Origin of the sequence: Butyrivibrio hungatei (assembly GCF_001858005.1) — a bacterium.
Taxonomy (GTDB): Bacteria; Bacillota; Clostridia; order Lachnospirales; family Lachnospiraceae; genus Butyrivibrio; species Butyrivibrio hungatei.
The window spans coordinates 1,089,359-1,114,241 of record NZ_CP017831.1 but is presented as its reverse complement, the minus strand read 5'-3'; the positions used below and the strand labels follow the sequence as shown (position 1 = coordinate 1,114,241).

18 protein-coding genes are annotated in these 24,883 nt (G+C 40.1%); 5 read left to right on the top strand and 13 right to left on the bottom strand.

Annotation, left to right across the window (positions count from 1 at the left end; translation table 11 throughout):
- The first annotated feature begins 21 nt into the window (after window positions 1-21).
- Complete coding sequence (locus bhn_RS05395) at window positions 22-1,164, top strand: glucose-1-phosphate adenylyltransferase (protein ID WP_071175726.1); 1,143 nt, start codon at window positions 22-24, stop codon at window positions 1,162-1,164.
- Window positions 1,164-2,279 carry a glucose-1-phosphate adenylyltransferase subunit GlgD gene (glgD, locus tag bhn_RS05390; protein ID WP_071175725.1) on the top strand — a complete coding sequence of 372 codons (1,116 nt, stop codon included), beginning with the start codon at window positions 1,164-1,166 and terminating at the stop codon, window positions 2,277-2,279. The genes bhn_RS05395 and glgD overlap by 1 nt, the downstream gene beginning before the upstream one ends.
- 80 nt (window positions 2,280-2,359) lie before the next feature.
- Here glgD and bhn_RS05385 read toward each other — a convergent pair whose 3' ends face one another.
- On the bottom strand, window positions 2,360-4,429 hold the full coding sequence (locus tag bhn_RS05385; RefSeq protein WP_071175724.1) for a methyl-accepting chemotaxis protein: 2,070 nt from the start codon (window positions 4,427-4,429) through the stop codon (window positions 2,360-2,362).
- 233 nt (window positions 4,430-4,662) lie between these two features.
- Between bhn_RS05385 and bhn_RS05380 the strand changes: the two genes are divergently transcribed.
- Together bhn_RS05380 and bhn_RS15695 are read left to right on the top strand one after the other, a co-directional pair.
- Window positions 4,663-6,129, top strand: a complete 1,467-nt coding sequence (locus bhn_RS05380) for a methyl-accepting chemotaxis protein (protein WP_071175723.1) — start codon at window positions 4,663-4,665, stop codon at window positions 6,127-6,129.
- Between the two features lie 203 nt (window positions 6,130-6,332).
- Window positions 6,333-6,506 (top strand): hypothetical protein, encoded by a 174-nt coding sequence (locus bhn_RS15695; RefSeq protein ID WP_161487300.1) that lies wholly within the window; start codon window positions 6,333-6,335, stop codon window positions 6,504-6,506.
- An 89-nt stretch (window positions 6,507-6,595) separates the two neighbouring features.
- On the opposite strand, the gene bhn_RS05375 is transcribed toward bhn_RS15695, so the two are convergent.
- Window positions 6,596-6,847: a hypothetical protein gene (locus bhn_RS05375; RefSeq protein WP_071175722.1), complete on the bottom strand. Its 252-nt coding sequence runs from the start codon at window positions 6,845-6,847 to the stop codon at window positions 6,596-6,598.
- 175 nt (window positions 6,848-7,022) lie between these two features.
- Between bhn_RS05375 and bhn_RS05370 the strand changes: the two genes are divergently transcribed.
- Window positions 7,023-7,763 carry a hypothetical protein gene (locus bhn_RS05370; protein ID WP_071175721.1) on the top strand — a complete coding sequence of 247 codons (741 nt, stop codon included), beginning with the start codon at window positions 7,023-7,025 and terminating at the stop codon, window positions 7,761-7,763.
- 77 nt (window positions 7,764-7,840) lie between these two features.
- Here bhn_RS05370 and bhn_RS05365 read toward each other — a convergent pair whose 3' ends face one another.
- From bhn_RS05365 to bhn_RS05310, 11 genes are all read right to left on the bottom strand, one after another.
- A complete protein-coding gene (locus bhn_RS05365; protein WP_071175720.1) occupies window positions 7,841-9,142 on the bottom strand; it encodes an ATP-binding cassette domain-containing protein in 1,302 nt (433 codons plus the stop codon).
- Window positions 9,135-10,901 carry an oligopeptide ABC transporter ATP-binding protein OppD gene (gene oppD / locus bhn_RS05360; RefSeq protein ID WP_071175719.1) on the bottom strand — a complete coding sequence of 589 codons (1,767 nt, stop codon included), beginning with the start codon at window positions 10,899-10,901 and terminating at the stop codon, window positions 9,135-9,137. Before oppD ends, bhn_RS05365 begins: the two co-directional genes overlap by 8 nt.
- Before the next feature lie 12 nt (window positions 10,902-10,913).
- A complete protein-coding gene (locus tag bhn_RS05355) occupies window positions 10,914-11,891 on the bottom strand; it encodes an ABC transporter permease (protein ID WP_083385755.1) in 978 nt (325 codons plus the stop codon).
- 25 nt (window positions 11,892-11,916) lie between these two features.
- Window positions 11,917-13,500: an ABC transporter permease gene (locus tag bhn_RS05350; RefSeq protein ID WP_071175718.1), complete on the bottom strand. Its 1,584-nt coding sequence runs from the start codon at window positions 13,498-13,500 to the stop codon at window positions 11,917-11,919.
- 127 nt (window positions 13,501-13,627) lie between these two features.
- Window positions 13,628-15,895: an ABC transporter substrate-binding protein gene (locus bhn_RS05345; protein WP_071175717.1), complete on the bottom strand. Its 2,268-nt coding sequence runs from the start codon at window positions 15,893-15,895 to the stop codon at window positions 13,628-13,630.
- Between the two features lie 190 nt (window positions 15,896-16,085).
- Window positions 16,086-17,756 carry a M3 family oligoendopeptidase gene (locus bhn_RS05340; protein WP_071175716.1) on the bottom strand — a complete coding sequence of 557 codons (1,671 nt, stop codon included), beginning with the start codon at window positions 17,754-17,756 and terminating at the stop codon, window positions 16,086-16,088.
- A gap of 271 nt (window positions 17,757-18,027) precedes the next feature.
- Window positions 18,028-19,221, bottom strand: a complete 1,194-nt coding sequence (gene mmsB / locus bhn_RS05330; RefSeq protein WP_071175714.1) for a multiple monosaccharide ABC transporter permease — start codon at window positions 19,219-19,221, stop codon at window positions 18,028-18,030.
- The gene (mmsA, locus tag bhn_RS05325; RefSeq protein WP_071175713.1) at window positions 19,211-20,764 is read right to left on the bottom strand and encodes a multiple monosaccharide ABC transporter ATP-binding protein; all 1,554 of its coding nucleotides are present in this window, start codon (window positions 20,762-20,764) and stop codon (window positions 19,211-19,213) included. Before mmsA ends, mmsB begins: the two co-directional genes overlap by 11 nt.
- Window positions 20,765-20,861: 97 nt before the next feature.
- The gene (gene chvE / locus bhn_RS05320; RefSeq protein WP_071175712.1) at window positions 20,862-22,016 is read right to left on the bottom strand and encodes a multiple monosaccharide ABC transporter substrate-binding protein; all 1,155 of its coding nucleotides are present in this window, start codon (window positions 22,014-22,016) and stop codon (window positions 20,862-20,864) included.
- A 203-nt stretch (window positions 22,017-22,219) separates the two neighbouring features.
- A complete protein-coding gene (locus tag bhn_RS05315; protein WP_071175711.1) occupies window positions 22,220-23,263 on the bottom strand; it encodes a sugar ABC transporter substrate-binding protein in 1,044 nt (347 codons plus the stop codon).
- Between the two features lie 20 nt (window positions 23,264-23,283).
- Window positions 23,284-24,879 (bottom strand): helix-turn-helix domain-containing protein, encoded by a 1,596-nt coding sequence (locus bhn_RS05310; RefSeq protein WP_071175710.1) that lies wholly within the window; start codon window positions 24,877-24,879, stop codon window positions 23,284-23,286.
- Between the last annotated feature and the right edge of the window lie 4 nt (window positions 24,880-24,883).

Below are 24,883 nucleotides of genomic sequence, written 5' to 3'. Positions count from 1 at the left end.
ATAGGACAAGGGGGAGTGTGTATGGCTCAAAATGAAATGCTGGCCATGATCTTAGCCGGTGGCCGTGGTAGCAGACTCAAAGATCTGACCACCAAAGTTGCTAAGCCTGCTGTGTACTACGGCGGCAAATATCGTATCATAGATTTTCCACTAAGTAACTGTGCTAACAGCGGAATTGATGTCGTAGGTGTGCTAACCCAGTACGAATCTGTTCTTCTTAATAGTTATGTTGCTCAGGATGGACGCTGGGGACTTGATTCCAAAGACAGTGGCGTATATGTTCTGACTCCTCGTGAGAAGGCTGATGAAGGCCTTGATGTCTACAGAGGAACTGCAGATGCCATTTCTCAGAACATCGATTTTATCGATGCTTATAATCCAGAATATCTTTTAATTCTCTCTGGAGATCACATTTACAAAATGAATTATTCCAAGATGCTTGCATACCACAAGGAGCACAATGCGGATGCTACTATTGCTGTGCGCGGCGTTCCTATGAAAGAAGCAAGCCGTTTTGGAATCATGAATACAGACCACAAGGGAAGGATCATAGAATTCGAAGAAAAACCTGCTAAGCCAAAGAGCAACTTAGCGTCTATGGGCATCTATATCTTCGATTGGAAGCTCCTTCGCAAGATGCTTGTGGATGACATGAACAATCCAAATTCCGATCACGACTTCGGTAAGGACATCATCCCAAGAATGCTCAATGAAAAGAAAGATCTTTTCGCCTATGAATTCTCAGGCTACTGGAAAGATGTTGGAACAATCGACTCTCTCTGGGAAGCAAATATGGACCTTCTTGATCCCAAGAATGAACTTAATCTAAACGACTCTTCATGGCTCATCTACACAGAGGATGTATCTACTCTTCCTCAGTACATAGGCCAGAATGCCAAAGTTAAGCGTGCTTATATAACACAGGGTGTTCAGATCGAAGGTAGCGTTACAAACTCAGTTCTTTTCACAGGAGCTGTAGTAAAACAAGGTGCCAAGGTAGTCGACTCAGTCATAATGCCCGGAGCAGTCATTGAGGAAGGCGCCGTTGTCACAAGAGCCCTTGTTGCTGAGAATGTTCGAATTGGCAAAAAAGCTAAAGTCGGCCAGAAGAACAGCGAAAACATCATACTTGTTGCATCAAATGTGAAAGGAGGTAACAAATAATGGCTACTGCATTAGGAATTGTATCCTCCGCTGATAACACTATCCATGTTGACGGGCTTCAGGACTACCGCCCTATCGGAGCATTCTCTTTCCTTGGAAGATTCCGTGTGATCGACTTCCCGATATCCAACATGAGTAACTCAGACATCAACCGTATTCAGGTGTTCCTTAACTCAAGGCCCAGATCAATTGCAGAGCACGTCGGTTCAGGAAGACACTACAACATCAACAGTAAAAGAGGTAAGATTCAGCTTCTTTTCACAGAAAATACTTCATCACGTTCTATCTACAACAACGATATATTAGCTTACAAGGAAAACCTCGATTACATCCAGAGAGCTCATCAGGAGTACGTTATCATCACTCCTAGCTACATGGTCTACAAACAGGACTTCAGGCAACTCCTTGATACACATATTCAGACAGGCGCAGAAGTCACAGTTCTTTATCACAAGATTGATAATGCTAGAGATTATTTCAAGAATTGCCATACAGTCACTCTCAACAAGCAAAAGGGTGTACAGGCAATTGAAAAGAACCTTGGAACAGCCAATAACAAGAATATCCTTATGGATACCTATTGCCTCAAAAAAGATCTTTTCGTTGAGCTGGTAAACGATGCAAGCTTCATGTCTTCCATCTATACCTTTGCAGATATCCTTAATCTCATGTGTAAGCAGCTTGATGTACGCGCTTTCCAGCACAAAGGATATTTTGCCAGCCTTACATCTCTTCAGGATTACTACCACGCTTCTATGGAGCTTTTGGATTACAATACTGCAAGTGAGATGTTTAAGTCTGACTGGCCAATATACACAAGAACCACCGACTCCTGCCCTACTCAGTATTTTGAGAGTGCCAAGGTCAATAATTCCTTTATCAGTAACGGTTGTCTCATTGAAGGAACTGTAGAAAATTCCATCATAGGCCGTGGTGTTACTATCAAAAAGGGTGCAGTTGTCAAAAACTCAATTATCATGGCTTATGCAGAGATCGAAGCTGGTATCCATATTGAAAATGCCATAGTAGATAAATGGGCAAAGATAATACACGCCAAGACTATTATGGGCACTGAAAATGAGCCACAATATATCAAACGTCAGGACACGCTTTGATTCCTTATAAAATAATAAATAAAAAGCTTGCGGAATATTCATTTTCCGCAAGCTTTCTTTTATTCATATGAAACTAATTATTATTTAAGTTTGAACTTACCTACGATCTCACCAAGTGTATTAGCAATATCTTCCTGCTTGGTTGTCATATCATTTACATTAGATACAACATCCGAAGCTGCCAGAACAGAATCGTTTACTCTACTTGAAAGATCAGCTGTATCCTGGGTTGACTCAGCAATATTCTGGATAGCCTTAGATACTTCATCCATTGCAGAGCGGATATTTTCTGCCATTCCTGCAATCTTCTCAGAGGAAACACCAAAAGAATCTGCATCTGATCCATACTGCTTGGCTACATTTACAAAGTTATCATAATCAGGAATAGCTGTTTCCTTGATAAATCCAAGAAGTTCATCTGATGCTCCTGAAAGAGTTCCAAAAGCTTCCTGTACTCCTTCGATCGTATCTCTTATCTGCTCAACTGCTTCAGAAGTGCCACTTGCAAGCTTATTGATCTCAGAAGCAACTACTGCAAATCCTTTACCTGCATCTCCTGCTCTTGCCGCCTCAATGCTGGCATTAAGTGAAAGGAGATTGATCTGATCAGCAATCTCAGCGATCGTATCTGCAAGACTTCCTATCTGATCTACTACCTTTGCTTTTTCATTTGCATCTTCAAGATCAGCCTGCCTCTGCTCTGCAATATTAAGGGCGTTTTCATATGCATCATGGCTCTTTTTCTCAATTTCCTTTGCTCTTTCCTTGATATCTGCAGCTTCTGAACTTGATGACTCCGTCTCAGAAGCAAGCTGCTGAACAGACGCATTTACTTCTTCAACTGATGCATTTACCTGTTCTGTTGCTGCGCCGGAAGCCATCATAGCATCATTAACACCGGACATATTATCCCTGATACTGCCAAACTGATCTGACAATTCATTTGCCATATTAGCAAGTCCCGAAGAAGTTTCACTTACCTGAACCGAACCGTCTGAAATCCTGCTGATAACTTCTCTGTTACTCTCATACATATTATTGAGCGACTCACTCATCTGACCAAGCTCGTCACCTCTTTTATTGATCATCTTATCGACTGTAAAGTCTCCACTTGCCAAAACTCCAGCGAAAGCCTTTACGTTATTAATGCTCTTACTGATATTAAGAACAAATAACCAAATGATAACAGCTCCAATCAAAAGAGCGACTATAGCAAGAATCACCAGCATTCTGACTGCCATAACAACCGGTTCGTTTATCTCATCATAGTCTATAGCTACTATCATCTTCCAGTTAACCTTTGGAACATTCTTGTATGTCAAAAGAACTGTTCCTCCAGGTTCAAATGCTGCTCCCATTGCAGGACTATCAGAAGCTTTTTCTACAATTTCTGCACCAACAGTAGCAAAAGCCGCACTTGGATCTTCCTGCATCTTCATTGAACTGGCAACCTTATCTAAATCGTCTGTATAGATATATGTGCCGTCAGATGCAAGCAAAATAGCTCTTCCTGTTTTGCCGACCTTAATGTTTGAAACCATGTTCTGCACATCTTCAAGCTTCATATCAACTGTGACGCATCCCACAAACTTATCACCATCATATATAGGTGCTGAGCAGCTGGACATAACCATACCTGACGTCTCATCATAATATGGATCTGTTATAGATGCCTCACCCTTCTTGAGGTTTTTGGCACTGGTATAATATTCTTCATTAAAATAGTCGTATTCTGCATTACTGTAATCCCAGGTCTCAACTATTGTGTTTCCATCTTTGTACCAATATGGTCCCATGTACTTTTCCGCAGAATCAAAAACATAAGGTTCAAACCAGACACCAGATCCTAAAACACTATCATTATCACTGATGATCTTGGATAGAGTTCCTCTATAATTATCAATCTCAACAAATTGATATGAAGTTGAGACCATTTCCGCAATGTTAGTTGCCGTTGTCCTCACAATCTCCAACTTGGTATCTATTGCAGTCGCATTAGCATTTACATTCTGATACATACTATCAGTATTAGTCTTCTGGAGATTATCGCTAAGCAAGGAAGCAGCTACATACGTAAGAACTATCATTGCTACTGCCATAACCGGAAGTATACAGATAAGCATCTTAACACGTAAACTTAATTTTTTCATGAAATCACCCCTTTAGTTTAATAAGAGAATGAAATAACGTTCTCTATTACAATTGTACATTATTTAGTAATATTTTATTCTTAAAAAACGATTAAACTTATCATGTACACAGTCCAAAACTTTATCGTTTTTTTATTTCTTTTTAACCGGTAATGTGTTTAATTGCGCAATTCTGTATGTTATTATAAGTTTACATTTATGGTGAAATTCATACTAAGAAAAGGAGATTATATATGAGTCCTGAACAATACCGTCGTGCAAATAATAATTCTTTTAATGTATGTATAGTGATCCTCATCAGTGGCATTTTGATCACAATCTCAAAATTCATGCAAAACGGTGCTACTATTTCTAATTTAGGTATCCTGGTAGGTGTTCTGGCAGGAAATGCAATGATAATGACTGGTAAATTCAGACACGCAGAAGAAAAGCTCGGATCTATTCTTATCATGGGAGGATCAACCGTATTTTACTTTTTCCTCCTGATATTTGAAGATAATATAATATTCTTTGCTTTTGGGCTTCCAATACTTATATGTAGCATAATCTATCTTAATGTCAGACTGTGTAAAGCAGGCATTGGTGCCATCATTATTTCTTTTATCATTACTTGTATAAAATATTACGTGGTCAACGGATCACTGGACCTGATGCATGGCCTGGCTTTTTTGACACTTGGTCTTGCTTTCATAGCATGTCTTGCTACAGTAACTCTTTTAACCAAGTTCAATGATGAAAACAACGATCGTATTACAAAAGATGCTGAAAAAAGTTTGGAAACCGGAAACAACATGGCAAACATAGCCAATAAGATCACTGAACTCTTTAATAATTCTCAGGAAAATATGCATGATCTCCAGCAGATCATCGAGGCGCAGCACAGAGGAATGCAGGAAATTGCCACAAGCATGGAAACAACCGCTCAATCTGCAGTAACTCAGGCTGAAAGAGTTCAGCAAATTCAGGAAGAGACAGCTACTACTGAGCAGCATAGAAAAGACATGACACAGGCATCTGAGAATACTCAGAACGCAGTCCGTGAAGGTGTAGCTGTTATCGATAATCTGAAAGAAAAATCAGCTGCTGTTGCTGATCAAAGTCAGGTTACTGTAGACGCAACTCAGGCAGTTATCAATAAAGTTTCTGATGTTCAAAAAATTGTTGGAACCATCATGTCCATATCAAAACAGACCAATCTCCTGGCTCTTAATGCCAGCATAGAAGCCGCAAGAGCTGGTGAAGCAGGTAAAGGTTTTGCCGTTGTTGCTAACGACGTACGTGAGCTTGCAGCTCAGACCAATACTGCTTCTACAGAGATCACAAATATCATAAATGAGCTTAATGAAGATGTTCAGAAAGCTATGGCAAGTATTGATGAAACAGTTGCTTCCGTATCTGAGCAGAATGAAATGATTGCATCTGTAGGTGAGAACTTTGATAGTATCAACGAAAATGTCAGCGATATGCTCTCTCGCTTTACAGAGATTGGAGAAGGTATGAAGTCTATTGCCGCTTCCACTACCGAGATCAACGACAGTATCTCCAATCTTTCTGCAACCAGTCAGGAAGTTGCTTCACTATCTAATGAAGGTGTCAGAGAATCTGATGAAGCTGTTGCCAAGTTCGATGAATTTAAAGATATACTTCTTCAGATATTCCAGCAGGCTAACAAGCTTACAGATATGCAGCAAGACAATTAAGCCAATATGTATGATCAAAGGTCCCGTATTTCTTCGAAATACGGGATTTTTCTTTCGAATAGAATAATTACGCAGCATCAAATTTCATATTTTTTTAATACAATTAGGTTAACTTTTGTATTAAATTTACGATATAATAATAGAAAGGTAGATGATATCTACTTTCAAATTATTAGACTATTTGGAAAGGAGGAACAATGTGTATGCTAGCTACATGTGATGCCAGAATGGAAGTCATGGACTGCATAAAGAAGGATTTTGAAGATGAATACTATCCAGATCCTGAAAAGGTAGCTCATATCACAGGCTTACCATTGGGGGTAGTTTTTGATCTGCTTATCGAACTTAAAAATCAGGGTTGTCTTGGAAAAAGATGATCTTAACCTATTATAGGGAGAATAACATGGAAGAAGTCCAGTATTAAAGGTCCTATGCATTCATCAGCATAGGACCTTTTAATTTGTTCTTATAACATTTCTACAGGCTCACGTGTAAAGTCTGCTTTTCCTTCATTGTAGAGAGTTTTGATAAAATCTATTGCTCTCTGTCCGGAATCCTCTATAGCTACATTCTGGCTATAGATATATTTAAGTATATCTCCGCCTTCCAGTACAAAATCTATCTCTGTTCCGCTAATCTGTCCATCTCCAAAGTCCAGAGGCTTAACTTCTGCAGAATAAACCTCTTTAACAACGCCTTCACCAAAAAGAACTCTCATTAAAAAAACCTCCTTTTATTCAGCAGTTATTATAAAGATTAAACATCACCTATATTTTATCATTAAATTAGTGTAATTACGATAGTCTTTGGATAATTATCCGAATTATGCTATACTATCGGTGTATTACAGAAGTTGTAATATTTTTTTGAAAGGAAAAATACAAATTTAAATTATGAAGATCAATAAGAAAATATGCGCAGCTTTATTAAGCGCTTCAATGACTATATCACTACTTACAGGCTGTTCTTCAGCTGATAAAGATGCCATCAGGGAGACATCAGAAAATTTCTTATCCATTGTAGTAAGCGGAACCACAGACAATATTGAGAAGTACGCAAGCGACTCAGTATCCAATGGTCAGTTCGTCAGAACATTTGACAGCGCTTACCTGTCTCAGAAATTCAAAGACGGCTTTGCATCTGATGAAATTGACGCAGATACATCAGCTAAGGTAGATTCCTTCTGTGAACTCTTCTCTTCTATGGTAACCGGATACGAGATCAAAGAAGTTACTGTAGATAAGAATGGTGTAGGAACTGTAACCGCCACTATCGATACTGCTTTCCCAATAAATGTGATCGACAATGATGAAGCAGTTTCCAAGATGAATACCATCACAGAGACTTATGCAACTGAGAAAGCTGATGAGATCCAGGCTCTATATGAAGAGCACACAGACGAAGAAGTTGAAGCAATCGTCTATAACGATATGATTGTCGAGATTCTTGATATGTATGAAGGACTTATTCAAAACGCTTCTCCTGAGACATATGCAATTGTTCTTACAGTTGAAAAGAATGCTGAAACAGACAGCTGGGTAGTAACTAATGTATCAACCTATGACAATGCTTCTACAGGCACTACGGAGACAGCAGCAGAAACTGCTACCGCAGAAGCCAGCCAGTCTAAGTAATATATATTTTTAAATAAATACAGACATTAATAAAAGGTTCTTGTGATCACTCACAAGAACCTTTACTTTTTGCTTTTTTATATCAATGAAAGAAGCAAGAATATAATAAACAGAACTACTATTACAGCTCTTACAATAAGGCCAATAATTGCTCCTTTAAGACACTTTTTGTAATTTCTGATATGATTTACCTTTCTGAAGATAAATCCTGCTATAAGGCCAATAATTGGCAAAATGAAGGATGCAATTCCAAGCCAGAAGTTACCTGTGTCATGGATAGGTCTCTGAAGGATATCATCCTCTGATCCTACGTTTTCATTCTCAACATCTTCAGTTTCTGTGTTAACAGCCTTTTCAGCCTTAGCAGCAACTGGATCAATTGTTACAGCCTGAATAGGAACATTCTTTTCACGAAGAGCCTTGTACTCCTCGATTTCCTTCTTGTTACCATATACAAAGTGGTCATGACCAATGTTTACAAGCTCAGGCTTGTCCTCAGAATAGTCATGCATCTTAGCATCATAAGTGTAAAGTACCTTGTTCTTCTCAAGCTTAGGATCAGGAATAGGTACTGCTGAAATAAGGGACTTAGTATATGGGTGAAGAGGGAAGTTAAAGAGCTCTTCTGTACTTGCGATCTCCACGATATCGCCCTTGTAAATAACACCGATACGATCAGATATAAATCTTACTACTGAAAGGTCATGTGCAATGAAGAGGTAAGATACATCTCTCTCCTTCTGGAATTTCTTGAGAAGATTAAGTACCTGCGCTCTGATTGAAACGTCAAGAGCTGAAATAGGCTCATCAGCTACAACCAGCTCTGGCTCCATTACCATTGCTCTAGCGATACCGATACGCTGTCTCTGTCCACCTGAGAACTCGTGAGGATATCTTGTAAGATGCTCAGGAAGAAGACCTACTTCTTCGATCATCTTCTCAACCTTCTGAATACGGTCTGCTTCGTTCTCAAAGAGATGGAAGTTATAAAGACCTTCAGAAATGATGTAATCTACTGTTGCTCTCTCATTAAGAGATGCAGCAGGATCCTGGAATACCATCTGGATATTTCTGATAACTTCTCTATCGAGAGCCTTAGAAATATCACCAGAGATCTTAACACCCTTATAGTCAATCTCACCGGCAGCACATGGGTTAACTCTGATAACCGCTCTACCGATTGTTGTCTTACCTGAGCCTGACTCTCCAACAAGTGAGAAAGTCTCGCCCTTAAAAATATCAAAACTTGCGTTTTTAACTGCTCTTACAGCTTTGTCACCCTTACCAAATGTAATGTCTACATTTTTGACTGACAAAAGTATCTCTTTACCTGTTGCTGGATCTATAGGTCCATGTTCAGGAAATGAATTATTAGACATTTTCTGAAACCTCCGTAATATTGTAAACGTTCAAGAACTTCTCATGAATATTCCGGATGATTTCCGGCTTTTCAATCTTAGGTGCTCTTGGATCAAGAAGCCATGTCTTGGCATAATGAGTATCTGTTACCTTAAACATTGGTGGTTCCTCAATTGTATCAATCTTGAGGCAATAAGGATTACGTGGCGCAAAGGCATCTCCCACGATCTTGTTGTAAAGTGATGGTGGTGTACCAGCGATTGAGTAAAGCTCTGTATCCTTCTGTGCAAGCTGAGGAAGTGATGATAAAAGAGCCCATGTATATGGATGTCTTGAATCATAGAATACTTCTTCAACATTACCAAGCTCAACGATCTGACCGCCATAGATAACTGCTACTCTATCTGCGATATTAGCAACTACACCAAGGTCATGTGTGATGAATACGATAGTGTAGCCATATTCTTTCTGAAGATCCTTTAAAAGTCTAAGTATCTGCGCCTGAATTGTAACATCAAGAGCTGTTGTAGGTTCATCACAGATGAGGATCTTAGGCTGGCATGAAAGTGCGATAGCAATAACAATACGCTGTCTCATACCACCTGAATACTGGAATGGATAATCATCATAACGCTTCTCAGCATTAGGAATACCAACCTTGTGCATGATCTCGATAGCACGCTGTCTAGCCTCAACCTCTGAGCATCCCTGATGCTTCATGATGATTGATGAGATCTGCTTACCAATTGTGATGATTGGGTTAAGTGATGTCATAGGATCCTGGAATACTGTAGCAATCTTCTTACCACGAATCTGTCCCCAATCACCAGGATGTGTTACTCTTGCAAGGTTGATGTAGCTTCTACCGTGGAGCTTCTCAGGTGTCTCATCAAGGAGCTCGCAGTACATAACGCTATCAAAGAGTTTGATCTTAACATCCTTAGAACCAATGTCTTCGCCCATTCTCATAGCCTCTTTACAAGCTTTGAGAAGGCCATTGATTGACTTAATTCTCTTTCTATATCCAAATCTACCAGTTGCAAGGTACATTTCCTTAGCAACGATCTCGTTTCTCTTTGCCTGCTCTTCTGTGCACTTAGAAGATATCTCTTTGTCATACTTTGCCTGAAGTTCTGAGTGCTTCTTGTCATATTCAGCAAGGTAAGCTGTATCAGCGTTAACCTCTTCCTTGTGCTTCTTGATAAGAGCTTCTTTCTCAGCAACTACTGCCTTGATCTTATCTTCGTATGCATCGATCTCTTTCTCTGCTTCTTTGATCTTGTCCTTTTCAGACTTTGTATCGTAAGTCTGCTTCAAGTTAAAGAGCTCTGTCTTTTTGAACTTAAGGTCTTCGATCTTCTTAGTAAACTCAAGGTCCTGCTCATCAGAAAGAGTCTCTTTAAGCTTTCTTTCTGACTCGAGATTAAGGATCTCTTTGTATGTGTCAGCACCAAACTCAAGTGATGAATATGAGTTGAGCTTATTAGTTGTATTAGCGATCATCTGCTTAGCGATACCAGTTAACTTAACTGATGTATCAGCCAGATCATCATCGTTGAAAATGATGTCACCTTTGCTGATGAAACCGTTTGTCTCAAGCATTCCTGCGAATGTCTTGGTAAATACTGACTTACCTGAGCCTGACTCACCTACAATGGCAATAGACTCGTTTTCATATATATCCAGTGAAATTCCGCGGATAGCTGTAAGAATACGGCCTCTTACACGGAACTTTACTTCCATATCTTTTACTGATAATAATACTTTCTTATCTTCCATCGTACCAATTCCTTACATGTGTGTTCTAGGGTCTGAAGCATCACCCAAATTCTGTCCTGTAACATAAAGTGAAACTGTGATAATTGAAGCGATAACTACTGGGCTCCAGAACTCAAACTGCCAACCAGGAGTAACCATAGCACTCTCTGCTTCATAAATAAGTCTACCAAGAGACATATCACTCATTCCCATACCGATATATGCAAGGAATACCTCGTATGAAATGTATGAAGGAATCTCAACAGCAAGAAGTGTAACGATAACTGATGTCATAAATGGCAAAATGTTCTTGGTTGCAATTCTTGTGATAGGTGTTCCAAGGCATCTACTTGCAAGGTTGTACTCTCTATCTCTGATGATGATAACCTGTGTTCTGATGAAGTAAGCAATAAAGAGCCAGCCTGTGATTGTAAGTGCAAATACCATTGACCAGAAGCTTGGTGAAAGGATAAGTACAAGTACAGAGATCAGGAGGATATTTGGAACGTTACCTACAATGTTGTAAACCTCCATCATGAACATATCAATCTTCTTGGAGAATCCCCAAATAGCACCGATAAGTACGCCTACTGTCATGTTGATGGCAGCGCAGATAAATGCAAGTGAGATTGATATTCTGGAGCCATTCCATATAGCATCAAATGTTGACTGTCCAGAAGCTCCTGTTCCGAGGATCCACTTAATACTGAATCCAAACTTCTCAATAGCAGCCTTTGGTGAAAGGTGCTTGGTTGAACCATCCATAAGGTTGCTGAATCTATCATAGGTTGTTACAACCGGATAGATATAAGCAAACAAGATTACAAAAGCGAGTACTGAAAGAATCACTATATTGATTCTTTTCTTGAAGAATACTCTAAATACTGAACGCCAGTATGAATAACGAGGCGCTGTTATCTTTTCTGAATCAAGGCTGTTATGATCAACTCTTGCAAAGAGCTCTTCATCTGTCATGCCTTCCACAGTAAAAAGTTCATTGTTGTTTTCCATGACTAATGTCTCCAATCTAAATATCTTACCTAGCTTTACCAGAATAGCTGATTCTAGGATCTACAAGTGAAATAAGTACATCACCAAGAATAATGCTTACTACTGAAAGTACAGCATAGAACAATGTAACACCTACGATTACACCGTTATCATACTGGTTAATAGCAATTGTAAGAAGGTTACCAGCACCAGGAACTGTGTACACACGCTCTGTAATAATAGCGCCGACAAGTGCTCCAAGTATTGCTCCAGGAATTCCATGAACAATAGGAATAGCTGCATTCTTCATAATGTGCTTTCTGAAGATCTCGCCCTCTGTAAGTCCGCCTGATCTGGCAAACTTAACGTAGTCTGAGTTCATCTGATCGATCATGTATCTACGAAGCCATTTCATATTGTCACCAATTCTTGGAAGTGCCAATGAAATGATTGGAAGTGCATATATAAGTTTACTTGAGGACTCCATATCGAAAGTTGTTGGAAGTCCGCACATACCACCAATTGCCTTAAAGAGGAATATATAAGCAAGAGATGGAACAGCAATGATAAATACGATATAAACTGTACCAATCTTATCAATAAGCTTGTCCTTGTGCTTAGCCATCAAAAGTCCCATTGGAAGACCAATAAGATAAGCAAGGAACATAGCGATAAGACCAATTGTAAATGAGTAGCCCATCTTGGACTTACCAGCTTTGATAGTAGTCAGGTTTGTATAGTCATCTGTAAATCTGTCTGCGTTGATCTTGTTGGCATCACGGGAGCCAAGAACATAAGTTACACTATGAAGATCGTCAGCAGATTCCTCTGTAAGACCTGTAGGGAAGATTGTTGTGCTCATAACATATGAGCCCTGAGTCTTAGTCATAGTGTCAAATACATCAACGCCGTAGTTAACTGCATATGAAGTTCCAAGCTGAAGCTTAACAAGGTTCTGATGAACAAATGGGAACCTATTGTCACAATAAAGGAGGTACTTGTAATAAGTTCCATTTCCCATGATGGCTGGTGAGAACTTCTGTCCGCCATAAACAGGATCATGAAGAGTAAATGTAAGTCCCTGATTCTCAAGAGGAGTTCCTGTTAACTTCTCAACATAGTGAATATTATCAACATGGATAAGATTCTTAACATATGTCCACAATCTGTTTGTTATAGGAAGATCTTTGTAAGCAAAAAGCTGCTGCTGACCGCCACTGGCATATTTCTTACCATTCATCATGATGGCATTAAGTCTCACAACAGTATATCCATTTGCTGCACAATAATCATTAAATTTCTTAACATACTCTGCTACTTTATCAGAGTCATTCTCTGGTTTCTTACCAAAAGAAGCAACTGATGCACGAGTATCCTCATCGAGTTCTCCGTCTGCTACCAGCTTAAGAAGATACTCGTTATATGTAAGATAATCGAGATAGCCATACTCTTCCCATTTTCTGAAAGAATAAGCAACCTTCTCGTTGTTTCCGTAGTTAGTGTAGACTGTATCAGCCTTGAAAATAAGGTTCTTATCAAGCAATGAGTAGATCATGATCATAACAATCGCTACAACAATGAATGATGAGATAAGTCCATGAATTAATCTTTTTAATACATATTTAGCCATAAGTTTTTTTCCTTACTATTTGGAACATAAATTTACGGAATAATAAATATTCCCTTTTCACACAAAATGGAGAAAGTGGGTATAACCCCACTCTCTCCCAAATTCAATGACTGAATTACATTAAATCTTAGAAAAGACCGATGCACTTGGTCATGTATCCTGCATAATCAGGAAGAATTGTGTTGAGGTATGTTGAAGGATCACCATAGTCAGGACCCCAACCAGAGTTATCTGAAATATCAGCATTAAAGTCTGAACCAGTCTGTGGATAGTATGAAGCATAGCTCCAATCATCAGATGCCTCGCACTGTACAAGGTTAACCTGGATGAGTCCATCAGTAGCTGACTCTACAGACTGCTTAAGAACATTAGCTCTGTTTGTATAAACCTCTGAACCTGAGAAGTATGGAAGATCGATCTGTACTGGGTTCTCAGCTGTTACTTCTACGCCAACTTCCTTAAGTGCCTCAGCAGCCTTTGTGATTTCTTCCTTAGCGAACTCTGGGTTATACCATCCATCAAATCCATCAGATGAACCAGCGCCCTCTTCCTTTGTAGGATCCCATACAGTTACAGGGAATCCATCAGCTGTGATCTGAGCCTGCTCGATCTCGCCGAAGTATGTTCCTGCTGCAAATGTTGTAGGAGTTCCGTTGATATCAATTGTAACATCCTCGTCAAGGAATACGAAGTTACCAGGTGTATATGAGTTTCTCATGTTGTTGTACTTAACATCTTCGCCGAATCTCTGAGCGTTGTGTGAAGCTCTGTCGATAGCTGTGCAAAGAGCAAGTCTGAAATCTCTGTTCTGCATAGCAAGTGCTGTTCTCTGAGCATCATATACAGTCTTCTCTGAAACAGCCTTTGATGCATCGTTGAAGTTTGCAAATGCCTTACGGTTTACGTTAAGCCAACCGCAGAATGTTGTTCCTTCTGTTGTGCTGATGAAGCAATACTTATCAAAGTTTCCATCTTTCTTTGCCATCTCAACCTGAGCTGTATCAAGGTTCGCAGCATCAACAGTACCAGCAAGGATATCTGTATAGATCTTTGTAGCATCTGTAAGATCTTCATAGTTGTATGTAAGAGTCTTAAGCTCCTGATTCTCAGCATTCCAATATGAAGGATTAGCCTTGAATACGATTGAGTTCTTCTCTGTGTAGCTTGTGATAAGGAATGGTCCGCAGTAAGCGATGTGATCCTTATCTGTACCATACTGACCAGCGCTTGCGCCCTGACCAAACTGTCCGCCCTGTCCTTCATAGTATGATCTTGAAAGAGGAGCAAATACTGAATAGCTGATCATTGTTGGGAAGTATGGGATATCATCTGTAAGTGTGTACTCAAGTGTATAATCATCAAGTGCCTTAACACCTACTGTTGAGAAATCTGTTGTCTCGCCATTGATGTACTCTGTAGCACCTTCGATAACGCCATCAACGAGGTACTCAAGACCACCCATAGCATCCATCATGTGCTGCATACCAGCAACGAAGTCATCAGCCTTAACTTCATCAACTTCTCTGCCCTGTGAGTCAACCCACTTAACACCCTGTCTGATCTTGAAAGTATAAACCTTTCCGTCATCAGATACTGTGTAGCTCTCAGCAAGAGCTGGCTGCTGTTCATTCTCGCCATCATACTCATAAAGACCATCATAGAGGTTTACAAGTACTGATGTATCAGTAGCACTTGATGTTGCAAGTACGTCCCAAGTTACAGGATCTGAAGTATTTGGATAATTGTAGCTATCCTTAAGTGTGTATCCCTTATCTGTAAGATACTTCTTAGCCCACTCATGATACTCACCTGTACCTCTGAGTTCTGCAAGCTTAGCTCTAAGTTCAGCAGTGTCTTCTGCTGTGATGAGTTCCTCTGTTACAAGTGCATTGTGATAACGATATTCATCATTACCCCAAAGAGTTGTTGTTGTTGATCCAGGAGCTCTTCTTGAAATAGCGTATACACCACCTCTTGTTGTAAGTGGTACGAAAATACCAGATTCAAGCATCTTAGCTTCTGCTACAGCCATAAGAGCATATCTTTCAGAAATGTTTTCAGCTTCTAAAGCCTTCTGATAAGATTCGTAGAACTCACCAAGAATCTTGTTGTAGAGTTCTGATGACTCAGCCTGATAGCTCTCAGCATCCCAAAGAGCTGAATAACCTTCAGCAGCAGGTGTTGTATCCTCTTCAACACCAACGAGTGTTGAGATTGCTACGCCTGTAGCTGTCTCGCCAGTTGACTCTGTGCTATCAGCAGCAGATGCATCTGATGAAGACTCTGTATCGTTTGAAGTTGTTGGAACTGTTGTCTTGTTGCCGCATCCTGCAAGTGAACCTGCTACAAGAGTAGCTGTTGCAAGGAATGCAATGATCTTCTTGTACTTCTTCATAGTTCTCCTCCTTTATAATAAAGATGTTATTCTCTGTTTACATAAAAAATAGCATCCTTAAATCTGATCAAGTAATACTTGTATACAATAATTAAATTACATCAATACTTTAACATTTTAAATCGCCACACCAAGAATTGCAAGCTATATTTTTAATAAAAATTTTATTACTGGCGATAAGTATTTTTTATCAGATTTTAGCCTTCATTTCGCTAGCTAGCGTTTCTATAGTTCCGTCTTTAAATGGACTTTTAAGCCCAACCGTTTCAAGTTCAGTTTCATAGAAGTCTTTTGCAGAAAGTTTACATAATTCTAAGTAATGTTTCCACGCTTCTTTATAATCTTTATCCATCCACACCTTGAACTGCATTGCAACGACACTTGCAAGTACATAATCTATGTAATAGAAAGGATTCCAGAAGATATGTCCCTGCTTCTGCCAGAAGCCTCCTTCTGAGAAGAATGCATCGTCTTCATAGTCAAGCCATGGTCTGTACTGCTTCTCAAGGTCTTTCCATACTTCTTTTCTCTGCTTTGGTGTAAGCTCAGGCTTGTCATAGATAATGTGCTGGAACTCATCCACCATACATCCGTAAGGAACGAATGTGATGGAATCCATCATATGCATTTCTCTGTATTCGTCAGCTCTTTTTCCAAAGAACTTATCCATCCAGCCGTATGTGAAGTACTCCATTGACATGGAATGGATCTCAGCTGTCTCCATTGTGATATCGTTGTGTTCCTTGATCTCATCATCTCTTGTAACATAGCCCTGGAATGCATGTCCGCACTCATGAGTGATAACGTCTACGTCTCCGCTGGTACCATTGAAGTTGGCAAAGATGATAGGTGCTTTATATTTAGGAAGGAAGTCCATATATCCACCCTGCTTCTTGGTCTTTCTGCCAAGTACATCAAAAAGCTCATTCTCAGTCATGAAATCAAAGAACTCTGCTGTCTCAGGTGAAAGCTCTCTGTACATCTCCTGACCAGCCTTCAGGATTTCTTCAGGTGTTCCTGTTGGAGCAGGGTTACCATCATTAAAGTAGACTTCGTTATCGTAGTACTTAAGCTCATCTACGCCAATCTGCTTTCTTCTCTTTTCCTGAATCTCAGATACAAGTGGAACAAAAGACTCTTTTACCTGCTTTCTGAAGTTCTCAACCTCAGCTCTTCTGTAGGCGTTTCTGGTCATCCTGTTGTAGCCAAGCTCAACGAAATTGTCATAACCAAGCTCTTTTGCCTGCTGTGATCTGTTTTTCACAAGCTTATCAAAGATCTCATCGATCTCATCTGTAACAGACTGGAAATATTCTGAATAAGCTTTCCAGGCACGCTTTCTGGTATCTCTGTCCTTGTCTGTAAGGAACTTTCTAAGAAGTGAAATGTTGTACTCCTCTCCATCGAAAGGAATCTTGGCTGATGCAATGATCTTGTCATACTTGCTGATAAGAGCATTTTCTTCCTGCATAAGTGGAAGGATCTTCTCATCAATTGACTTGTTGGCAAGCTCAATGTTCTTGAAAGCCACCTTACTGATCTTGCCCTCAAGATAATCTCTGTAAGGAGATTCAAAGAGAACCTTATTGTACTCAGTATCAAGCTGAGCGATCACAGGTGTGATCTCATCAATATAATCATTCTCCTTGGCATAATACTCTTCTGATGTATCACAGTCATGACGGAACTTTGCAATAATGATATTAGTACGAATATCAGCAACAAACTTATAGTACTTCTTGTGAAGTTCAAACTGCTCCTCACCACTTTTAGCATTCTTACTATCATTTATAAGCTTTTCAAAAAAGCTCTTTACTTCATCCATATCCACACGTTCATATGGCATCTCTGAAAATTTCATAATTATTGCCCTCTCTTTTTTCATTTCTTCTATATAAATATAACAGCTCTTTTATTCTACAACGGAGAAGCAAATAAGGAAAGGTAGGGGCGAAAGTGGACCTGGGGGGGCTGGGCGAAAGTGGACCTGAGGGACGGGGTTAGTGGGCCATTTTTCAAAGAAAAATGGCCCACTAACCCCGTCCCTCAGGTCCACTTTCGCCCACACAAAAAAGGCATGCCCCAAAAGGGACATGCCTTGAATCCTCTATTAAACCTCTAACAATTCACCATCAATTCTTCACTACAAATTTACCGCCACGCTTTGATACTACGTCGAAGATAACGGCTGCAAGAAGAACTGCACCTTTTACTACCTTCTGCATGTTGGCATCTACGCCCATAAGTGACATACCAAGGTTGATAACACCCATGAGAACCGCACCAACGATAACTCCAGGAACTGTACCGATTCCGCCGTAAGCAGATGCTCCACCGATGAAACAGGATCCGATAGCATCCATCTCATAGTTCTGACCATATGTTGGCTGAGCTGATGTAAGTCTGGCGATTGTGATCATACCTGCAAGTGCTGCGAGGAATCCCATATTTGTGTAAGCAAGGAAGTAAACTTTGTTTGTATCAATACCAGAAAGCTTTGTTGCCTTCTCGTTACCACCTACTGCATAGAAGTAACGACCAACTGTTGTATTGCTTGTGATGTAACCATAAATGATTACTACTACCAATACCCAGATGAATACTGTAGGAATACCTTTGTGCTGAGCAAGCTTGTAAGCGAAAGCTAAGATGATAGCTACAAGTGCAACGAGCTTTGCTCCAAATGCCCAGATTGGCTCAAGATCATATCCGCTGGCTCTCTTTTTGCTGCGGCTAAGAATCTGAAGAAGTACAAGCACTGATGCTGCAAGGATTCCACCAAAGAGACATGTGAGGTTAAGGTTTGTTCCTCCAAAAATATCACGAACATAACAGTCAGCTCCACCACCAAAGAGGTTTACAAAGGTTGTCTTGTCCTTGATTGAAACTGTAAGACCGTTAAGTGCTACATTTGAAAGTCCTCTAAATGCAAGCATACCAGCAAGTGTTACGATGAAAGGTGGTATTCTTACGAAAGCGATCCAGAAGCCCTGGAATGCACCGATTAGTGTTCCAATGCAGATCATGATAATGATAGCTACCCAAACAGGTACGCCATAATTAACCATGAGAAGTGCTCCAACAGCACCTACGAAACATACAACTGATCCAACTGAAAGATCGATGTTACCACCTGTTAAGATACACAAAAGCATACCAGTTGCAAGAACAAATACATAAGCGTTCTGGGATATCAAGTTACTGACATTCATAGGAAGAAGAATAGCTCCTCCTGTTCTCCATGAGAAAAATGCCACAACTATGATAAGTTCGATTATCATGGTGTTCTTTTTAAGAAAACCTAATACAGAATTTTTATTCATGATTCTCCTCCTTGTTTCCAGCTGACTGTAAAATATAAGTCATGATCTTTTCCTGTGTGGCATCCTTAGCATCAAGTTCCCCAACCATTTTGCCTTCGTTCATTACGTAAATTCTGTCACACATTCCCAGGATCTCAGGAAGCTCAGATGAAATCATGATTACTGATTTTCCTTCTGCTACCAGCTGGTTGATAATGCAATAAATTTCATACTTAGCACCTACGTCGATACCTCTTGTAGGCTCATCAAGGATCAGTATCTCAGGATCAGCAAACATCCACTTTGCTAAAAGAACTTTCTGCTGATTTCCACCACTAAGGTTTCCAACGTTCTGTTCCACCGTTGGACACTTAGTCTTTAACTTATCCTTGTAATCTACAGCAACCGAATACTCTTTATGCTTGTCGATTACTGTCTTACTACTAACTGCTTCCAGATTGGCAAGTGTGGTATTAGTCTTGATAGGATTTGATAGGATAAGACCATTTCCCTTTCTGTCTTCAGTTACATATGCAAGTCCGTGCTTGATAGCACTGCTTACTGTATTTAAATTTACCTTTTGTCCATTTATATAGATTTCACCAGAGATATTCTCTCCATAACTCTTGCCGAAGATACTCATGGCAAGCTCTGTTCTACCAGCTCCCATAAGTCCGGAGATACCAAGTACCTCTCCTTTTCTAACATAGATGTTAACGTCATCTACTACTTTTCTATCTTTATGTAAAGGATGGTAAACATTCCAATTCTTTACTTCCATGCTGACCTCACCAACATGGCTTTCTCTCTTAGGGAATCTGTCTGAAAGTTCTCTTCCTACCATTCCCTTGATGATCCTGCTCTCAGAGAAGTCATCAACGCCCTTAGTCAAGGTCTCAATAGTTGAACCATCACGGATAACTGTGATCTTATCAGCTACATATGAAACCTCATTGAGCTTGTGAGAAATAATAATAGAAGTAAGATTTCTCTCTTTCTTGAGTTTGAGCAAAAGATCAAGCAAAGCCCTTGAGTCTGTCTCGTTAAGTGATGATGTAGGCTCATCAAGAATCAGAAGATTAGCATCCTTTGAAAGAGCCTTTGCAATTTCAACAAGCTGCTGTTTACCAACACCAATATCCTTAATCAAAGTTTGTGTACTTTCTTTAAGTCCAACAATGTCCAAATACTTGCGTGCAAGTGAATTAGTCTCACTCCAATTGATCTTTACCTTATTTCCTCTTTCATTACCAAGAAACATGTTCTCAGCAATTGTCATATAGGGAATCAGAGCCAACTCCTGGTGTATTATAACTATGCCCTTTTCTTCACTATCCTTGATAGCATTGAACTGACATACCTTTCCATCATATATAATGTCACCCTCATAGGAGCCATACGGATAAACACCACTAAGTACGTTCATCAAAGTGGACTTTCCAGCGCCGTTTTCCCCAACCAGCGCGTGTATCTCGCCTTCTTCTACCTGAAGATTTACATTATCTAACGCTTTCACACCGGGGAAGGTCTTAGTGATATTTTTCATTTCCAATAATATCTTTTTCAACTTTGCCCCTCCTTCTTATCTGCAATTTAGCTGTATTATGGCTGAACATAAGGCGGTCTAAACGACCGCCCTAGTCCAATTTAGGAAAAATAAGTTATTACTTAAGGTCATCCTCTGTATAGTATCCAGATTCAATAAGAAGCTCTTTGTAGTTGTTAACATCTGCAAATACAGGCTCGCAAAGGTATGAAGGAATGACACCTGTTCCGTTATCATATGTCTCTGTATCGTTTACAGGAGCCTCTGAGCCCTTCATGATAGCATCTACCATCTCTACAGTCTTCTTAGCAAGATCACGAGTATCCTTGAAGATTGACATTGACTGCTTGCCAGCGATCATGTTCTTAACGTTAGCAACGTCACAGTCCTGACCTGTGATGATTGGCCAATCACCTGTGTAGTTAGCCTCAAGAGAGTTTGTAACACCAAGAGCTGTTGAATCGTTTGAGCAAAGAACTGCATCGATCTTTGTTCCATCAGCATAGTTAGCTGAGATGATTGCATCCATTCTTGACTGAGCATTCTCTGTTGACCAGTTAGCTGTAGCAACGTTATCGAAGTCAACCTGACCAGACTTAACAACAAGCTTGCCTTCGTCGATGTACTTCTGAAGAACCTTCATAGCACCGCCATAGAAGAATCTAGCGTTGTTATCACCAGGGTCACCTGTGAAGATTTCTAAGTTGAAAGGACCTGCAGCGTTATCAAGATCAAGCTGATCTCTGATGTACTCGCCCTGCTTCTGACCTACCATCTCGTTATCGAATGTAGCATAGTAAGAAACAGCGTCTGAGTTCATGATAAGACGGTCATAAGCGATAACTGAAATACCAGCTTCCTTAGCCTGAGCAAGAACTGTTCCAAGTGAATCACCATCGATAGATGCGATTACAAGAACCTGTGCTCCTGAAGAGATCATGTTCTCGATCTGAGAAACCTGAGTAGCGATATCGTTTGATGCATACTGAAGATCAACTTCATAGCCTGCTGCCTTGAGCTGCTCTTCCATGTTTGCGCCGTCCTGATTCCATCTCTGAAGATCCTTAGTAGGCATTGCTACGCCGACTTTTCCGCCGCCAGCCTGAGTTGTCTCTTCTGCCTTCTCTTCTGTCTTCTCTTCTGGCTGAGCTTCTGTAGTCTCTTCAGTCTTTGTCTCTGGCTGAGTCTCAGCTGGAGCTGTGCTGCCGCATCCTACGATGAGAGATGCTGCCATAGCAGCTGTAAGGATTGCACTTACAATTCTTTTCTTCATTTCTTTTTCCTCCCACAATTTGGTTTGAACTCCAGGACCTTAGTCCCGCTCTTTACTGAATTCAATTTATCATAGAAAAAATAGGAATAATTTACGAAGAATAGCAAATTTTTATAAGTGTCATAAACAAAAAAACGGTTGTGCTAGCATTTTTTTGCACGCACAACCGTTAATATTAATTTTATGCTATTTTACTAAAATGTTTATTTTTTGCTGGGAACATTTAGGTAAACATCTTCTTTAAGGTGGAAACCGCTATTTATAATAACATCATCCATGTTCCTTGCTGTAACGCTGATAGGCTGTATCTTGAGGTATGGAACCATCTGACTTCCATCGTCATAATCAGATATATCCTCTCCCTCTATTTCTTTACCAAGAGCAAGATCAACTGCCGCTGTTGCTGCCTTCTGAGCAAGCTTCTCGATAGGCTTGTACACCGTCATAAGCTGTGTACCCTCAACAATTCTCTGGCAGGCTTCAAGGTCAGCGTCCTGTCCAACTACTATCTTCTTTCCAGCCATTCTTTTCTCTGCAAGAGCATACACTACTCTGCTGGCAAGATCATCATTTCCGCACATTATCGCATCAGCCTCGGTAACTTTATCCACATTATTATAGATATAATCCCCAGCAAGCTCTGCTCTCCAGCCATCACAGTATGTCACATCCAGGATCTGATTTCCATTTGCAGCCATTATCTTTCTAAAGCCTGCTTCTACCATAGGAACGTTGTGATCTGTAAGAGAACCGCAGATCATTACGACCTTGCCGTTTCTAAGACCGTTGTCCACCATGGCCTGGCCCATCATCTCTCCTACTTTTTCATTGTCAAAAGAGATATAGAGGTCCGCTCCTGCATTTGGAATAGGTCTGTCATATGCAACAACCTTTATTCCTGCATCCTGAGCCTTTTTTACCATATCCTTTATGGCCTCACCGTCAATACTGATGATGACTATGACATCCATGCCCTTCTTAATGAAATAATCGATCTGATTCCTCTGTTTTTCCACATCGCCGTAAGCATTCTGCACATTAACCTCAGCCCCAAGCTCTTTTGCAGTGGATACAAATACATCTCTGTCTCTTTGCCATCTCTCAATAACAAAGGAGTCAAAGCATATGCCGATCTGGACCTTGTCGCTCTCAGTACTATCCCCAGTCTTTTCCTCAGTGCCTACCTTTGAGCAGCCAGTCAGTGTCAGCATCGCCAAAAGACAAAAAACAAATAACCTTTTCCCCATAACTTTTTTACCATCCCCAATTACAGCTGATCCTTGTACTCAGTTGGAGTAACCCCAACATTCTTCTTAAAACTCCTACTGAAATAATTTGGATCAGTATATCCGCAGGAAATACAGATTTCCTTGATAGACATGTTAGAGCTTTCCAATAGCTTCTTGGCCTTGTCTATCCTTATATTAGTCAGATACTCTATAAAGTTAAGTCCACTCTCTTCCTTAAATATCTTGCTGAAATAATAAGGAGATATATTTACTATCCTTGATACATCATCAAGAGATATTTCCTTGTCAAAATGGTCATCAATATATTTCTTGGCAGTCTTGATGATGTCATTTGAACGCTCTTCTCTCTTGCTGCTAACATTCCTGCAGGCTTCAATAAGTTTACTAATAAACCAGTCCTTGATGTCATCAGTTGTTTCAAGAGCCATTATCTCCGGCAGATAGTTATTCCTACTGGAATAATGATAGGTTTGTCCACCGTTTTGGTACGCAATGTGCTCAGCATAAAGAGCAAACTCAAGAACTTTAAGTCTCATAGACATAAGATCGCCGTCTCTGGCCCTTTTGCACATCCAGTCAGCATACTTGCCTGCAATAACCTGAGTTCCATTTAAGTCGCCCTTGGAAACAGCTTCAAAAAGAGGTTTCTCAAGTCCCTTTGGATAATCTTCTTCGTAGTCACAGTTGATATTAAGATCATCTACGTGGGCTACAGAACCAGTTGTTGCGATCAAAGCATTTAGTGCATCTCTATAGGAATCGCCAAGCTCTCTAAGTGGCCTTATGCCTCCGATCCCAACTCTGAAGCTGATATCATTTCTTTTCCTAAGGTATCTTACAAGCTCTCTTGCTCTGTCAATGAGCTCAGTTCTCTCATTATACTCGAGTTTATCCTTGGAACACGGCACCAGTACTGCAATCTTGTTGGCCATTACGTTACCGATCTTACAGTTAAAAAAGGTCTTGACCCCTTCACGGATTTCCTGGTACTTGCCGGAAACCTTGACGGAACTTCCGATGGCATTGGTCATTCGGTTACCTTCCTGAGAATCGCCGCAGACGATTGCCATCATATATCCATAGTTTTCCTGGATGCCAAGGATAGTCCTGTAGCTGTCTATATCCTCCTCAAAATGCTCCTGCAAAAGAATGTCATAAATAAGTCCGTTTTCAATGATAGGCTCAACAGTCTCAAGCTTTTCCTTGATAAGGAGCTCGTTGCTTCTTTTCTCCCTATCAGAATCGATCTGCTCCATGGCCTTTTTAAGGACGTTTACTACTTTCATCCTGTCCATGGGCTTTGTAATGTATTCCATTACTCCAAGCTTGATGGCCTCTTTGGCGTAGTCAAACTTGTCATAAGCTGACATAACAATAAAGACCGTATTAGTACAAAACTGCTTCATCTCTCTGATGGCATCAATTCCGTTGATACCAGGCATGTGGATATCTATAACAGCAATATCCGGTCTGAAGTGTTCTGCAAGCTCAATAACCTGTCTTCCGGTCTTGGCATACTCTACAGTACATTTACTGCCAAATTCTTTTTCAATGATGAACTTCATGGAATCGATAACGATTCCTTCGTCATCCGCAAGCATTACTCTATACATTTTT

Excerpts from the sequence above, each read along its gene's own strand:
- bhn_RS05395 (WP_071175726.1), top strand. The coding sequence starts at position 22 with ATGGCTCAAAATGAAATGCTGGCCATGATCTTAGCCGGTGGCCGTGGT.
- glgD (WP_071175725.1), top strand. The coding sequence starts at position 1,164 with ATGGCTACTGCATTAGGAATTGTATCCTCCGCTGATAACACTATCCAT.
- bhn_RS05385 (WP_071175724.1), bottom strand. The coding sequence starts at position 4,429 with ATGAAAAAATTAAGTTTACGTGTTAAGATGCTTATCTGTATACTTCCG.
- bhn_RS05380 (WP_071175723.1), top strand. The coding sequence starts at position 4,663 with ATGAGTCCTGAACAATACCGTCGTGCAAATAATAATTCTTTTAATGTA.
- bhn_RS15695 (WP_161487300.1), top strand. The coding sequence starts at position 6,333 with ATGCTAGCTACATGTGATGCCAGAATGGAAGTCATGGACTGCATAAAG.
- bhn_RS05375 (WP_071175722.1), bottom strand. The coding sequence starts at position 6,847 with ATGAGAGTTCTTTTTGGTGAAGGCGTTGTTAAAGAGGTTTATTCTGCA.
- bhn_RS05370 (WP_071175721.1), top strand. The coding sequence starts at position 7,023 with ATGAAGATCAATAAGAAAATATGCGCAGCTTTATTAAGCGCTTCAATG.
- bhn_RS05365 (WP_071175720.1), bottom strand. The coding sequence starts at position 9,142 with ATGTCTAATAATTCATTTCCTGAACATGGACCTATAGATCCAGCAACA.
- oppD (WP_071175719.1), bottom strand. The coding sequence starts at position 10,901 with ATGGAAGATAAGAAAGTATTATTATCAGTAAAAGATATGGAAGTAAAG.
- bhn_RS05355 (WP_083385755.1), bottom strand. The coding sequence starts at position 11,891 with ATGGAAAACAACAATGAACTTTTTACTGTGGAAGGCATGACAGATGAA.
- bhn_RS05350 (WP_071175718.1), bottom strand. The coding sequence starts at position 13,500 with ATGGCTAAATATGTATTAAAAAGATTAATTCATGGACTTATCTCATCA.
- bhn_RS05345 (WP_071175717.1), bottom strand. The coding sequence starts at position 15,895 with ATGAAGAAGTACAAGAAGATCATTGCATTCCTTGCAACAGCTACTCTT.
- bhn_RS05340 (WP_071175716.1), bottom strand. The coding sequence starts at position 17,756 with ATGAAATTTTCAGAGATGCCATATGAACGTGTGGATATGGATGAAGTA.
- chvE (WP_071175712.1), bottom strand. The coding sequence starts at position 22,016 with ATGAAGAAAAGAATTGTAAGTGCAATCCTTACAGCTGCTATGGCAGCA.
- bhn_RS05315 (WP_071175711.1), bottom strand. The coding sequence starts at position 23,263 with ATGGGGAAAAGGTTATTTGTTTTTTGTCTTTTGGCGATGCTGACACTG.
- bhn_RS05310 (WP_071175710.1), bottom strand. The coding sequence starts at position 24,879 with ATGTATAGAGTAATGCTTGCGGATGACGAAGGAATCGTTATCGATTCC.